Origin of the sequence: Enterobacter cloacae complex sp. IR5458 (assembly GCF_049238025.1) — a bacterium.
Lineage (GTDB): Bacteria > Pseudomonadota > Gammaproteobacteria > Enterobacterales > Enterobacteriaceae > Enterobacter > Enterobacter kobei.
In genome coordinates, this window is sequence record NZ_JBMKIF010000023.1 from 1 (window position 1) to 13,005 (window position 13,005).

At 48.1% G+C, this 13,005-nt stretch carries 15 protein-coding genes and 1 pseudogene; 14 read left to right on the top strand and 2 right to left on the bottom strand.

Annotated elements, in window-relative coordinates:
• Nucleotides 1–189: 189 nt before the first annotated feature.
• Both ACOTYN_RS17875 and ACOTYN_RS17880 read right to left on the bottom strand, forming a co-directional pair.
• Nucleotides 190–396 carry a helix-turn-helix transcriptional regulator gene (locus tag ACOTYN_RS17875; protein ID WP_000288254.1) on the bottom strand — a complete coding sequence of 69 codons (207 nt, stop codon included), beginning with the start codon at nucleotides 394–396 and terminating at the stop codon, nucleotides 190–192.
• 142 nt (nucleotides 397–538) lie between these two features.
• Entirely contained in the window at nucleotides 539–1,114 is a 576-nt protein-coding gene (locus tag ACOTYN_RS17880) for a rolling circle replication-associated protein (RefSeq protein WP_032230800.1), read from the bottom strand.
• A gap of 494 nt (nucleotides 1,115–1,608) precedes the next feature.
• Here ACOTYN_RS17880 and ACOTYN_RS17885 point away from each other — a divergent pair, with 494 nt between their 5' ends.
• The 14 genes and pseudogenes from ACOTYN_RS17885 (at nucleotide 1,609) to ACOTYN_RS17950 (ending at nucleotide 13,004) form a co-directional block, all read left to right on the top strand.
• Complete coding sequence (locus tag ACOTYN_RS17885) at nucleotides 1,609–2,775, top strand: hypothetical protein (protein ID WP_332958333.1); 1,167 nt, start codon at nucleotides 1,609–1,611, stop codon at nucleotides 2,773–2,775.
• 97 nt (nucleotides 2,776–2,872) lie between these two features.
• Nucleotides 2,873–3,736, top strand: coding sequence for a GTPase family protein (locus ACOTYN_RS17890; protein ID WP_032230803.1), 864 nt, complete (start codon nucleotides 2,873–2,875; stop codon nucleotides 3,734–3,736).
• 91 nt (nucleotides 3,737–3,827) lie between these two features.
• Complete coding sequence (locus ACOTYN_RS17895) at nucleotides 3,828–4,649, top strand: DUF932 domain-containing protein (RefSeq protein ID WP_032230804.1); 822 nt, start codon at nucleotides 3,828–3,830, stop codon at nucleotides 4,647–4,649.
• A 216-nt stretch (nucleotides 4,650–4,865) separates the two neighbouring features.
• Nucleotides 4,866–5,567 (top strand): WYL domain-containing protein, encoded by a 702-nt coding sequence (locus tag ACOTYN_RS17900; RefSeq protein WP_032230805.1) that lies wholly within the window; start codon nucleotides 4,866–4,868, stop codon nucleotides 5,565–5,567.
• 40 nt (nucleotides 5,568–5,607) lie between these two features.
• A complete protein-coding gene (gene ypjK, locus ACOTYN_RS17905) occupies nucleotides 5,608–5,844 on the top strand; it encodes a protein YpjK (RefSeq protein ID WP_032230807.1) in 237 nt (78 codons plus the stop codon).
• Nucleotides 5,844–6,284, top strand: coding sequence for a YfjS/YafY family lipoprotein (locus tag ACOTYN_RS17910; RefSeq protein ID WP_032230808.1), 441 nt, complete (start codon nucleotides 5,844–5,846; stop codon nucleotides 6,282–6,284). Before ypjK ends, ACOTYN_RS17910 begins: the two co-directional genes overlap by 1 nt.
• 23 nt (nucleotides 6,285–6,307) lie before the next feature.
• Entirely contained in the window at nucleotides 6,308–6,775 is a 468-nt protein-coding gene (yfjT, locus tag ACOTYN_RS17915) for a protein YfjT (protein ID WP_032230809.1), read from the top strand.
• A 723-nt stretch (nucleotides 6,776–7,498) separates the two neighbouring features.
• Nucleotides 7,499–8,443 (top strand): GIY-YIG nuclease family protein, encoded by a 945-nt coding sequence (locus tag ACOTYN_RS17920; RefSeq protein WP_332958343.1) that lies wholly within the window; start codon nucleotides 7,499–7,501, stop codon nucleotides 8,441–8,443.
• A gap of 318 nt (nucleotides 8,444–8,761) precedes the next feature.
• Nucleotides 8,762–9,946 carry an MFS transporter gene (locus tag ACOTYN_RS17925; RefSeq protein WP_032230812.1) on the top strand — a complete coding sequence of 395 codons (1,185 nt, stop codon included), beginning with the start codon at nucleotides 8,762–8,764 and terminating at the stop codon, nucleotides 9,944–9,946.
• Between the two features lie 26 nt (nucleotides 9,947–9,972).
• Nucleotides 9,973–10,665: a gamma-glutamylcyclotransferase gene (locus ACOTYN_RS17930; RefSeq protein ID WP_032230813.1), complete on the top strand. Its 693-nt coding sequence runs from the start codon at nucleotides 9,973–9,975 to the stop codon at nucleotides 10,663–10,665.
• Nucleotides 10,662–11,543, top strand: coding sequence for a LysR family transcriptional regulator (locus ACOTYN_RS17935; RefSeq protein WP_054622947.1), 882 nt, complete (start codon nucleotides 10,662–10,664; stop codon nucleotides 11,541–11,543). The genes ACOTYN_RS17930 and ACOTYN_RS17935 overlap by 4 nt, the downstream gene beginning before the upstream one ends.
• 302 nt (nucleotides 11,544–11,845) lie before the next feature.
• Nucleotides 11,846–11,938 (top strand): annotated as a pseudogene (locus ACOTYN_RS17940) (DUF905 family protein); the annotation flags it as partial.
• A 112-nt stretch (nucleotides 11,939–12,050) separates the two neighbouring features.
• The gene (locus tag ACOTYN_RS17945; RefSeq protein WP_054622946.1) at nucleotides 12,051–12,512 is read left to right on the top strand and encodes an antirestriction protein; all 462 of its coding nucleotides are present in this window, start codon (nucleotides 12,051–12,053) and stop codon (nucleotides 12,510–12,512) included.
• A 15-nt stretch (nucleotides 12,513–12,527) separates the two neighbouring features.
• Nucleotides 12,528–13,004 (top strand): JAB domain-containing protein, encoded by a 477-nt coding sequence (locus ACOTYN_RS17950; protein ID WP_001548163.1) that lies wholly within the window; start codon nucleotides 12,528–12,530, stop codon nucleotides 13,002–13,004.
• The last annotated feature ends 1 nt before the right edge of the window (nucleotide 13,005 follow it).

Genomic DNA, 13,005 nt, shown 5'->3' on the forward strand with positions numbered 1-13,005 from the left:
ACAATTTGAAAACCAGAACCTCGCTTAGGCCTGTGTCCATATTACGTGGGTAGGATCAGAGAGCGATAAAGAGTTTTGCTGAGATGGCCAGATCAAGGCATGCAGGGATAAGCCTTCCCCTGAAGAGGCGATACCCAGTGTATTACCATCTAATATTGAATTTTCAACGCAGGTTTTAATAAGAAAAGATTAATTCCTCGATTCGTAAATACGATAATATAACCATTCTTCCAGATCACTTTTTAACCATCGTGAAGTTCTTCCCAACTTAATAGGCTTCGGGAATAATCCATCCTGTATCAGCTTATAGAACCATTTATCGCTCAGGCCAGTAAGCTGGGTAATGAATTTCATATCAATGAATTGATCTTCAAGTAGAGCAGGTTTTGTATACATGGTGATGTGTTCCGGTTAAGGATAAATAACCGGAGCCGTTAGTAAAATTATTTACTGCCAGCTCCTCCACATCAATGGCTTCTGTTGTAAAAAAGTTTGGAACATAGGCAAGGGTAAACCTTGCCTATATAAAATACTTCGCTTATAAGTTCCTTGGGCGGCCTAATCCACTTGGTGGTGGCACTTCACTACTCCCGTAGATATTCATGTCATACTTCTGTTCCTGCTTAGCAAGATAGCTGATGATATATCTTAATCCTTGGATATAGTCAGTATCCCGATGGTTAATGATCTTATTTATATCAGCTTTATAGTTCTCCTTGTGTTCACATCGATGATACTTACCGTCTCCCTGAGTTATCTCCCTCCATAAATTACCAATACGTTCTGCTACCGGAAATGTTTTACGTATTTTTTGTCCGTCCAGATACACCACTGTATGAGAATGAAACCTATTGTCCTCACCATATTCAATTACCCAGAAAAATCCAGCTATACCATGTTCCTGTTCGACTTGCTTAAATAGTTTCCGAAGATCCTGCTGAAGGCAACTGTAGTCCTTTTTGTAACGTTCTGAGTTCTGGTTGTACGAAAAGTCCAGTCGGATACCGAGCACCTTTGAATAGCGTTCAATGACGCTATTCAGGTGGTGATTTATCAGGCTATGTAAAAACCAGTCCATTTTATATTTGGCAATGTATGGATAGTTATCGTTCATGTTATTTCCTCTGAGGTTATGGTCCAGAGGAAAGGGATGTGTTGTATTTTTTTGTCAGGTGGTTTGATGGCAAGAGGTGGAAGGAATATTAATTAAATTAATTAACCTAAATGATCGTTGTTACGAAGTAACAGTCGTCACTAGCACTGATTCTACGATGCTGTTTGATGTTGAAGTATCTGTGCTGCATTTGAAGCAGTTGTGCAAACTGGAAACCTTGGCAACTCATACGAACAAAAATTGGCTATGTATGGAGGAGGGAGCGGCTTATACCATAACCTAGTAATGTAAAAAATTACGCGTCGCTTGATTGCACACATCTTTTGATGGGTTTTAACTTCAATATAGTGGCTCTATTGCAATGAATATCAAAGGAAATATTAAAATAACATTACTAAAAAATTACTAATAAATTAGTTTTTTATTATTCTATTTTTATGACATAATTACGCTTCATTGTGCGTTTTTTGTGCTGATTTTCGTGGGGGATCTGGATGGCGCAGATGGATTATGGTCGTTGTAGGAAGTACTATCAGTATCTGAGATGCCTTGAGACGCTCTACAAAGAAAAGGTGAACTGGGAAGAAGTGAGACTTTTTCACTCTGCGACTCAATATGCTTATTTGATCAATAAACTTATTGCTGATAATGACTCGTTAAGAGAACGAAGGAAAATAATCGTTCGTGATATGAAGGCATATGCCTCTGCGGCTATTGTTCCTGAGGTTTATTTTATTTGGATGAAAGATAGTGACAGGGTTGCATGTTATACAATGTTTTGGCTAGCAAGCCATAGTGAGATTTCTCTTCCTGTTTTAAATAGCTTAAAAGGATTCTCTATCTCATCTGTTAAAAGTAATTTCAGTCCTTTTGTTAATGATAAGTTAGAACGTACTGCTGATGCTTCATATATACATTCGGTCCAGGAGTTAACGACTGTTTTTAAAGGTGATCAAAATCTGAAAAATCCTTTTTTTGAAAGGAATAATTTCGACGTTTTTGTTGATGATCATGCTAATGGAATTAACTTTCAGTGTATTAACACTGTAAGCGATACGGTTGATGGTTACATTTTTAATGTGATGCTACTGATTGATCAGATAAACACTACAATTGATAAAAAAATTTCTTTAATAGATAAGGCACACCAAGCGTGGTGCGAGCATTTTAGTCGATTCCCTCGCCCATTTAAGTGGATTGATTTAAACGAAGAAGATAATGTTCTCTGGTTGTGGGACTATATGCGGAAAAATCATATTGGATGCGATGTGCTTCCATCATCGTCTAAGCAAAGAAAATATTTTTTGCTGGCAACGTTTGATAACTGGGCCGGGTGGACGAATGAACAGTTTAGTAAACAAAAAGAAAATGCCCGTAAAGTGAGGGCTAACCCCGAAGAGCCGTCTTCGCTAAAGAAGCTATTAAATCCCACTACCCCCGATGATTGCAGAAAAGTTTTCCTGGACTATGCACGTAATGCCTGGGTGCAGAGACGACATCGTCAGAAAGTAAAAAAAGATACAACCGGGATAAAGCTTACAGCACAATCCAGAAAGAAACTTTTGGTTATACAGCAGTTATCAGGTGTTGAGCCAAATGCCATACTAAAAAGCCTCATTGATGATGCTTATAAAAGAATGAAGGAAAAAAACGAAGATTAAAAATATTTCCGATATATATCATTTTCATGAATATACCAGCATAACGGCAGAACTTCACAGTTCTGCCGTTTTAGTTTTATTTATTGCAGGAGTAGTCATGAATAATGCACAGGGCTTACAGCCACTAAACCATTCGCTTTCCGGCCTACCGCAATGGGTGTCTGAACGTATATTGCAGCAGATAAATCAGTTAACCCATTACGAGCCAGTGATCGGCATTATGGGTAAAACAGGGGCGGGAAAGAGTAGTCTTTGCAATGCCTTGTTTGTCGGCGACGTATCGCCGGTCAGCGATGTGGCAGCCTGTACCCGTGAACCTTTGCGATTTCGTCTGCAAGTCGGTGAGCGGTTTATGACAATCGTGGACCTGCCCGGCGTGGGCGAAAGCGGCGCTCGCGATAGCGAGTATGCTGCGCTGTACCGTGAACAACTTCCCCGACTTGACCTCGTGTTGTGGCTGCTTAAGGCTGATGACCGGGCGCTAGCAGTGGATGAGCACTTTTATCATCAGGTGATTGGGGAGGCTTACCGGCATAAGGTACTGTTTATTATCAGCCAGTCAGATAAGACTGAACCCACCAGCGGTAGTGGTCAATTGTCCACGGAGCAGAAGCAGAATATCAGCCGCAAAATCTGTCTGCTGCATGAACTGTTCCAACCCGTGCATCCGGTATGTGCGGTGTCGGTCCGACTGCAGTGGGGACTGAAGGTGATGGCCGAGCGGATGATAAAGTGCCTGCCACGTGAGGCCAGCAGCCCCGTGGTGGCGCAACTGCAGTCTCCCTTTCGCACAACAGCAGTCCAGGAGAAAGCGCGTGACGATTTTGGTGAAACGGTCGGCGCGGTACTGGACACGGTAAGTGCTTTCCCACTCATACCGGCTCCGGTACGTGCCGTAATACAGGCTGTCCGTAACACCGTGGTATCCGTTGCCCGTACTGTGTGGGATTTCTTCTTCTAAGTATTTAACCCATCCCTGTTATTTCCCTAACCCTGTCTCCTGTGCGACGGGGATTTCTTTTATTTGTTTTTCCATTATGAGGAGTCTGCTTATGACCCGTCTGGCCTCGCGCTTTGGTGCAGCAAATCTTATCCGCCGTGACCGTCCGTTAACCCGTGAAGAGTTGTTTCGAGTGGTCCCCAGCGTATTCAGCGAGGACAAACACAAATCCCGCAGCGAACGTTATACCTATATTCCAACCATCTCCCTGCTGGACAGCCTGCAGCGGGAAGGCTTCCAGCCATTCTTTGCCTGTCAGACCCGGGTACGTGATCCTGGCCGTCGTGAACATACGAAGCATATGCTGCGTCTGCGTAGGGAGGGGCAGATTACCGGTAAGCAGGTGCCGGAAATTATCCTGCTCAACTCCCATGATGGCACCAGCTCGTACCAGATGTTACCGGGCTTGTTCAGGGCTGTGTGTCAGAACGGCCTCGTCTGTGGTGAGTCGTTTGGCGAGGTACGGGTGCCACACAAGGGGGACGTGGTGAGTCAGGTTATTGAGGGGGCGTATGAAGTGCTGGGGATTTTTGACCGTGTGGAAGAAAAGCGGGATGCCATGCAGTCATTGCTGTTGCCCCCACCTGCGCAGCAGGCACTGGCAAAAGCTGCGCTAACGTATCGCTTTGGTGAGGATCACCAGCCGGTTACTGAATCACAGATACTCTCCCCGCGCCGCTGGCAGGATGAGAGCAATGACCTTTGGACCACCTATCAGCGGATTCAGGAAAACCTGATTAAGGGCGGACTCAGCGGGCGTAATGCTAAAGGCGGACGAATGCATACCCGTGCCGTACGTGGCATTGACGGGGACGTGAAGCTTAACCGTGCTCTGTGGGTGATGGCAGAAACACTGCTCACGCAACTGCAGTAGACGTCTTATGTTGCCACGTTGTTAATATCGGACACCACCTGTCCGCATCGCTATGTGCTTGTGTGCCTCAATCTCCCGGTTATAGCCTGTAACCCCCGTTATATCTGGCTTTTGCAGAAATAAAAAATAGTTTCTGCGTTGTCCATACCCTGTCCGCCCCCCTCTTTAAAGTAATCACATCATTTTCAGTCAGTTAACTTTCCTGGAGAACCTCTCATGACACAGGCAGAACGCCGCCATGACCGGCTGGCTGTCAGGCTGTCACTGATAATCAGCCGTCTGGTTGCGGGTGAAACGTTGAGCGTGCGCAAACTGGCGGCTGAGTTTGGCGTGTCAGTGCGCACGCTGCGGCGAGATTTTCGTGAACGACTGATGTATCTGGACCTGGAGTATCAGTCCGGATACTGCCGCTTACGCACTGCTGGCAGTGAGATGCAGATGGTGCCCGACGTGCTTATCTTTGCCCACCGCAGCGGGCTGGCCGGGCTTTTTCCCGGCCTTGACCGCCGTCTGGTGAATGCACTGCTGATGTGCGATGAGTCTCCCTGCGTGATAGCACCAGCCAATCCGGTTCCTTCGCCTTCAGTAGCATTGTCTTTCTGGAGACTGATTCAGGCCATTACCGGGCGCAGGCGGGTGACGCTGATTGCGGAGGGGCGACGCTGTGAGCGCCTGGCTCCCTGCCGGTTACTCATCCACCAGCAGACCTGGTATCTGGTGGCTGAACACGAAGGGCATATCGCCGTATTCACACTTGATGAAATCCATCTGATTCAGCCTTTGCAGGAGACTTTTCGCCGCAATGACAGTCTGTGTCGCCTGGTTGAAGACCCGGTCTTCATTCAGGCCTTACCCCATTTTCGCTTTATCCAGCAGTCACTGCTTACGTTTGTTCCGGCTGACAGCCCACCGGAATAGCGCAGGCATTGTTATCAACCCGGCAACAGGGAGGAGCCCAGTGCCCGTTATTGCCATTATCGCCATTGTTGTCATCGTCATCATTCTGAACAAAACCGGGGTGTCCGACAGCCTCATAGCCCTGACGCTTGCCACCGTTGCTGCGTTGCTAACAGGTGGAGGGGCAGCCGGTGCTGCCAGTGTTGCACTGACGCCGTTCGTCGGCGTGCCGGTGGGTATTTTTGTGGGGATTTATGTCTTTGCCAAAGTGGTTCGTCTGATTTCAGGGAAAAAATAATGAAACGTAAAACACTACCTCTGCTGGCGCTGGTTGCCACCTCTCTGTTTCTGAGCGCCTGCGATGACAGGAGTGATGACCTGAAGGCCATCAGCAAATTCAAGGACCTCACGCCTCCGCGCTTCAGCGATGTGGTCAGCCGTCAGGATGATGTCAGGGAAGAGTGGTCGCAGATTGCTCTTTCTGGCCCCACTCTGCAGGTCTTACGCACCCGCCAGTCGCCCGATGGTTGCGAGGGTGGCAGTTACTACTATCTGGTGGATATGGAGGAGAAAACCGTCCAGCCGCTGATGAATGCGCTGTGTATTGCCGACAACATCAGCCTGCAATATCACGAGAAAACTGACCCGCGCACCCGGGAGCGTTTCCTTGAATATTCCCATGACGGCAAACTGATGGGACGGCTGCTGATCCCCTCAAACCCTGATAACCGGGAATAAATACAAAGACAAAGGAGACAGAAATGAAAATACGTTCAATAAGCCGGTTTGTGCTGGCTGGTGTACTGCTCATGAGCTTTAATGCCTCTGCGGTCCCGGGACTCTGGCAACAGGGGTACGGTCAGGGCAATGCGGAATACAGTGTGACGAATAGCAGCGGAAAGATGTTCACCATCAACTGCACGGATAATCCGGACCAGAACGGTATTTACCAGCACTCGGTTTTTCTGACCCTCGCAGGAGATAAAACGATCAGCTCGCATGATAACAGTACCGACATCACAGTGGTGATGGACCATAAGCAATATGCCATTCCCTCAACCCTTGGCTGGCGTAACGGGGATAATGCCTGGTTCAGCTTTATCATGGATATCCGTAAGGCCAGGCAGTTCGAAGTCTACGTCAATGACCGCAAAGCAGGGACCTTCAGCGTTGACCTGACAAACGCTACGAAGGCACTGCCAACATTAGCAGACTGCACGAACGAGTGACTGTTGTGCTTTCCATCCATAACAACATACCTGGCTGCCAGAGGCAGCCAGGGCTTATTTTTTTCCTTTTTATTTCCACCGATTAGTCCAGGCACTTCGGAAAAATGAGCGCAGTGGCCAGTTTTAGTTGACCATATAGAAATGATAAAATAATCACGTGTTATGTTGAGATTGTTTATTTAACGGTTGAGAGAAGCTATGGGTAAAATTTGTGATAAGTGTGCACACATGATGAGTGCATGTACTTGTGGAACTTGTGAGAACTGTGACGAGAAAGAGTCGGACTGTACCTGCAAAAAATGTAGCCAGTGCAATAACCTTGAGGACTTCTGCTCTTGCAGAATTTGTGAAGAATGTAGTGAAAAAGAAGCAGAGTGCTGCTGTTAAAATGTTAACAATACTGGCTGCAGGAGCTGCCTGCCTGCAGCTTCGATTGCCGACGTCCCCCGATCCCAGTTGGTTAGCGTATTTCGATTCTTGCAATAATCGCTGGACCCACAGCACGAAGCGGACATACTTACTGGATTGAAGGTCCGCTGTGAGCGAGGAACGGACATTACTAACAGCATTCTGTGTGAATCACCAGGGAGCAGGTCAGCGCCACTACTCTATATAATCGCTAACGATGACAAGTATAATTATATAAGTCTTTGCCCTTAGCTTTTGGATAAAATTGTTGAAGTTTCACGAAAATAATGATAAACAAAAAAAGTAGCAATAATAATGGATTTAATTATGGAATGGAGATTTTTAGGTTCTCTATCAGAGGCCAGGAAATCTGGCTGTAGCGGAGTTTATCTTATTGTCCATAAAGGACTTTTCAGTCGTGTGGTTTACGTTGGGGTAAGTTGTAATGTAGGTAGAAGGATAACCGAACATTACGACGGTTATCTTAGAGGAAATCGAACAATTTACGACGCTGGTCACGACGAAGACGTTTATCGCTTCATGTCAGCTTATAAAATTCATAACCACACAAAATACTATCAAGCCTTGGCGAATGATTATAAGATATGGGCATCTACCACAATGTATTCTGATTTGCCGAAAAACATGCTAGCAAAAAGCCAAACCTTTGATACTGATTGGCAGAGCATTGCATTAGAAAAATATATTCCTCAACTGGTAGTATGGGCCCTTCCAATGGCAAAGTACTGTTATTCAAATGCAAGCAGGATTGAAAGTGTAATCCAATCAAAGCTCATTAAATCTTTTGATTTGAGAGGTTTTTTTAATATAAAGCAATTAAGCATATTGGGTAAAATTGAATATCCCTATATGGAAAAGGTCAAAGCTTTCATTATTAACACACCTGATTTAGACCCGGCATCCCAGCTTATTTTTAGCAATCTATATAACAAAAAAACTGATAACAACTTCTGTAAAGAGTTCCGTTCACAATTTAAAAGCGAGATTTTTCAGAGGGAAAGTGAAACTCAGAGAAAGCGAACTATCAGGGAGCATAAGGTATCTCTTTATGAAAATTATGGCAAGCCTTGGACTTTAAAGGAAATGGGAAAACTTAGAGTCATGCTTGTCGATTTTGATTTGTCCCCGACAGAAATATCTGAGTATCTAGGAAGAGAGCCGCGCTCTATATCTAAAAAAATAAGCGAAAATGATAAAGTTACTAATTATAAATGGCGAGAGAGCGTCGGCTGGTTGTGACGTTACGTTTTGATTGAAATAACCCCCATTTTGCAAAGTCCGCTCTTGGCACGAAGCGGACTAGGTAACTGAGCTTAAGGTCCGCTGTGAGCGAAGAGCAGACTAAACCCGGCCAACTGACTCTTAACGGGGCCGCAGAAATTTTGCATCTGAGCTTTCGAAGCCCCTCCCCTGAAGACTGAAAATTTTTGTGTGCTGTGGAGATATTATATCTTTGCCTTAGGTATAAATAATTTTATCCCACATGAAATTTACATTATTTTATTTATCTGCTTTTCTAAATCAGACTGCACTCCTTACTTAAATCAGGAGGCAGTCATGCCATTTGTTATTTATGTTTTCACTATCAGTGCCTTTGCGCTCGGACTCGCGGAATTTGTCCCCATTGGGCTGACCGACGTCATGGCTCAGGGGTTAGGAGTGGGTGTGGAGCAGACCGGTGCAGCGGTTACGACCTATGCACTGGGGGCAACGTTCGCGGCCCCCGTACTGTCTGCGCTGACCGCAAGCTGGAACCGGAAGAATGTGATGCTTACCACTGCCGTTGTATTTACCGCCGGTAGCCTGGCGGCCGCGTTTGCCGCCACATTACCTCAGCTACTGTTGGCGCGGTTCATTGCCGGTCTGGGACACGGCCTGTTTCTGGCTGCGGCATCCAGTACCGCTGCTCGTCTGGCTGGACCAGGTAAAGCAGGCAGAGCGGTGGCTGTGGTATTTGGTGGCTTTACTCTGGCGATGGCAATCGGCGTGCCGCTGAGTACATGGCTGGGAGGCATGGTCTCATGGCGTCCTGTTCTCGGCGCTATTGCCGCTTTCGGCGCGCTCGGATTCCTTGGACTGTTGTTCGGTATGAAAGACCCCGTACGCAGCGTCCCCGGTGAACATAGTGGTTCAGCAATGCAGAATATTAGCATGCTGTTTAACCGTAAGTTACTGGCCGGCGCACTGGTTACGGTGCTGGCGTATGCAGGCTCGTTTACGGCTTACACCTTTATCGCACCTATTCTGATGCAGGTGACAGGCGTAACCGGAGCAACGGTGAGTCTGTTTATGCTGGTTTATGGTATTACCGCTGCGGTAGGCAACATTCTGGGTGGAAAACTTACCGACAGCATGGGGGTGAATCGTGCCAATATACTCATTATAAGCGGCATTGTTATTGTCGTGCTGGGTATGTGGCTGCTGGCTTCCTCACCAGCGAGCATGGGTATTCTGGTTGCGCTGCTGGGTATGCTGACATTTGCCGCAGTGCCGGCACTGCAGGCCCGTCTGATTGGTGTCGCTGAGCAACATGCTCCTCATGCCCATGGCGTTGCTGCCGGCCTGAATATCGCGGGTTTCAACTCTGGTATCGCGCTAGGTTCGGTACTGGGCGGTCTTACCATCACACACGCCGGTATTGTGTATACCGGTATAAGCGGTGCGATTGTTTCTCTGCTCGGCCTACTGTTGCTGCTTGCGCAAATCCGCCGCTGTCACAGCAGTAAATTTCAGCAGGCTTAAATCCTGTGCCAGGAAAGGGAGATAGTATGCTTACCCGTGAAGATATGCTCAATGGCGCATTTGTCAGAGCGCATGAAACGCTGCTCCCGGCACACATGCGCTGGGACGCTGAAAAAATACGGGCATCAATGTACTCCACTCTGGAGGAGCGCCCGATGGGCGCTCCTGTGTGGATATTTGCCTACGGGTCATTGATGTGGAATCCCGCGTTGGCGATTGAAGAAATGCAACGGGCCCGTCTGAAAGGATGGCAGCGCAGTTTCTGTATCCGGCTGATATCCGGACGAGCCACCCCTGATATCCCCGGCAGAATGTTATCTCTTGACGAGGGTGGAATAACCGAAGGTATGGCGTTCAGACTGCCGGAATCGACTCTGATACATGAGCTGGAGATGGTCTGGACGCGAGAGATGATTACCGGTCTGTACCGTCCGGTCTGGGCAGAAATTTCGCTCGGAAACGGTGAGGAAATTCAGGCGCTGGCTTTCGTATCAGACAGATTGCATCCGCATTATGAAAAGGACAATCTTACAGCGACCGTAGCATCGAGCATCGCATCTGCCCGCGGAGACATTGGCACGAATGCAGATTATGTATGGAAACTGCAGGCCACTCTGGGTGCGCTGGGAATACGGGATGATTACGTGAGTGAACTGGCCCTTGCTCTGCATGAGTCTCCCTGTAACAATAAACTCCATCAGCGAGGCGCTTCACTATGAGCCATCTAAGCCACCTGCGAACATTTCTTGAGGCCTATCGCTCTGGCTCCTTTTCAAAGGCGGCAGAGCTACTGGGCATCACTCAGCCCGCAGCGTCACAACATATCCAGTCTCTTGAGACTCTGGTTGGTAAGCGTCTGTTCATCAGGCAGGCCAGAGGCGTGACGGCGACCGAAGCTGCGGATGAGCTTGCCCGCTCCGTTTCACCCTTCATTGACGGTCTGGAAGAAAAGCTATCGTCTTTCCGGTCAGGCTCTGTGCGCGGGGGAACAATTAATCTGGCAGGACCTCCGGATTTTATTCATTCCCGGCTTGGGGCAGTAATGGCTCCGTTGATGAAGGAGGGGTATCGCCTGCGCTTTCATACCGGCAATAAGCAACGTATTTATTCCCTTTTGCATGACGGAAGCGCCGACCTCGCTGTTACCGCATCCATGCCTGATGACCGTCTGTACGGCTATGCACATCTCCTGACTGAACGGATGCTTCTTGTTCATGCTCCCGCCATGTCAAAGGTCATCGGATCAAAACCTGGTGCTGAAACACTTGCCTCATTACCGCTGATTGCTTATGACGAAGAGTTGCCGCTGATTAGAGCGCTCTGGGCCACAATGTTTCAGAGGGCTCCTGAGATGCAGGCTGCGTTTACCATTCCGGATTTACGTATTATCCGCGACCTGGTCTGCGATGGTCACGGATGGACGGTTCTGCCGGATTATCACTGTAATGATGACCTGAAAAGTGGCCGCCTGATTTCAGTGACCCCTGCAGATATCGCCCCGACTAACCATCTTTATCTGGTCTGGAACAAAAGGACGGCTAATAACAGCCGGACCGCCTACGTTCGGGATTACATTCTTAAAGCGTTTCCGCGTTGATGTATGAGGCGAATGATTGACTACGAATATCATAAGTTACGTATGTCCGCTCCTGGCACAAAATGGCCTATCAGCATTATAAAAATATTCAGATATATATCATTCCTCTGAACATACACAACTAACGGCAGAATCTCACGATTCTGCCGCTTTTTTATTATTTTTCAGGGGGGGGTAGTAATGAATAATTCTGAAGGTTTGAAGTCGTTTCACTAATCGCTTTATGACCTACCGTAGTGGGTTTCGGCTGATTGCGCAGCAGGGCCATTGGTTCCTGCCAGTATCACCGGCGTTAACATTGAAGACGACTAAGGCAGGCATGGAACTTTGAACCGGATGCCGGTGAAGGTCTTAACCGCTATACCCGCAAGCCAGGCATCTGTACGGACGTATCCATCTGCTGGTTCCGCATGATTTACCAGCAACATTTAATCTTCCCGAACACTCATTATTACCGCATACGCCAGCCATCGCCGCTGGCGTTTTTTTATTGACGGAGACATACCCATGACAACAGCGACAAAAAACAACCTCGCATCTGCTGCTAACGAATCCGAATTTGAACTGACCGTAACGCAGATACCCGACGAACAGCGTATCTGCTTCTGGCCGCAGTACTTTGGCTCTATCCCACAATGGATAACGCTGGAACCCCGCATTTTCGCCTGGATGGACCGCTTCTGTGACGAGTACAACAGTGGTATCTGGTCCTTTTACACACTCAGCAATGGCGGCGCGTTTATGGCCCCTGATGCTGACGTTGACGATAAATGGCATCTGTTCAACGGCATGAACGGCAATGGTGCGCAAATGAGCGCAGAAGCCGCAGGTATTGCCGTCTGCCTGATTGAATACAGCCATCACGCCTGCCGTACAGAGTGTGACGCGATGACCGCGCACTATTACCGTCTGCGGGACTACGCCCTGCAGCATCCAGAAGCCCACGCCATTCTGCGCATCATTGACTGACCGGAGGAACAACGAATGAAACAGCTTTCCTTTTTACCCGGCGAAATGACGCCACAGGACCGGCGTCTTATCCAGCGGGCACTCAGGGCTCTGGACCGGCACCTGCGTGAGCCCGGGGTAGCCTTCACCTCCACCCACGCCGTACGTGAATGGCTGGGACTGCATATGGCCGCGCTTGAGCGGGAAGAGTTCCGGGTGCTGTATCTGGACAACCAGAATCAGTTGATTGCCCATGAGACGCTTTTCACCGGCACGATTAACCGCACCGAGGTCCATCCCCGGGAAGTGGTCAAACGTGCACTGCACTTCAATGCCGCAGCGGTGATACTGGCCCATAACCATCCTTCCGGAGAGACGACGCCCAGCCAGGCTGACAAAACCCTCACGCAGCGACTGGTTCAGGTACTTCAGCTGGTGGATATCCGTGTCCCTGACCACCTGATTGTCGGCGGCAGGCAAATCTATTCGTTCGCAGAACACGGTCTGTTGTGAG

Excerpts from the sequence above, each read along its gene's own strand:
- ACOTYN_RS17875 (WP_000288254.1), bottom strand. The coding sequence starts at position 396 with ATGTATACAAAACCTGCTCTACTTGAAGATCAATTCATTGATATGAAA.
- ACOTYN_RS17880 (WP_032230800.1), bottom strand. The coding sequence starts at position 1,114 with ATGAACGATAACTATCCATACATTGCCAAATATAAAATGGACTGGTTT.
- ACOTYN_RS17885 (WP_332958333.1), top strand. The coding sequence starts at position 1,609 with ATGGCGCAGATGGATTATGGTCGTTGTAGGAAGTACTATCAGTATCTG.
- ACOTYN_RS17890 (WP_032230803.1), top strand. The coding sequence starts at position 2,873 with ATGAATAATGCACAGGGCTTACAGCCACTAAACCATTCGCTTTCCGGC.
- ACOTYN_RS17895 (WP_032230804.1), top strand. The coding sequence starts at position 3,828 with ATGACCCGTCTGGCCTCGCGCTTTGGTGCAGCAAATCTTATCCGCCGT.
- ACOTYN_RS17900 (WP_032230805.1), top strand. The coding sequence starts at position 4,866 with ATGACACAGGCAGAACGCCGCCATGACCGGCTGGCTGTCAGGCTGTCA.
- ACOTYN_RS17910 (WP_032230808.1), top strand. The coding sequence starts at position 5,844 with ATGAAACGTAAAACACTACCTCTGCTGGCGCTGGTTGCCACCTCTCTG.
- yfjT (WP_032230809.1), top strand. The coding sequence starts at position 6,308 with ATGAAAATACGTTCAATAAGCCGGTTTGTGCTGGCTGGTGTACTGCTC.
- ACOTYN_RS17920 (WP_332958343.1), top strand. The coding sequence starts at position 7,499 with ATGGATTTAATTATGGAATGGAGATTTTTAGGTTCTCTATCAGAGGCC.
- ACOTYN_RS17925 (WP_032230812.1), top strand. The coding sequence starts at position 8,762 with ATGCCATTTGTTATTTATGTTTTCACTATCAGTGCCTTTGCGCTCGGA.
- ACOTYN_RS17930 (WP_032230813.1), top strand. The coding sequence starts at position 9,973 with ATGCTTACCCGTGAAGATATGCTCAATGGCGCATTTGTCAGAGCGCAT.
- ACOTYN_RS17935 (WP_054622947.1), top strand. The coding sequence starts at position 10,662 with ATGAGCCATCTAAGCCACCTGCGAACATTTCTTGAGGCCTATCGCTCT.
- ACOTYN_RS17945 (WP_054622946.1), top strand. The coding sequence starts at position 12,051 with ATGACAACAGCGACAAAAAACAACCTCGCATCTGCTGCTAACGAATCC.
- ACOTYN_RS17950 (WP_001548163.1), top strand. The coding sequence starts at position 12,528 with ATGAAACAGCTTTCCTTTTTACCCGGCGAAATGACGCCACAGGACCGG.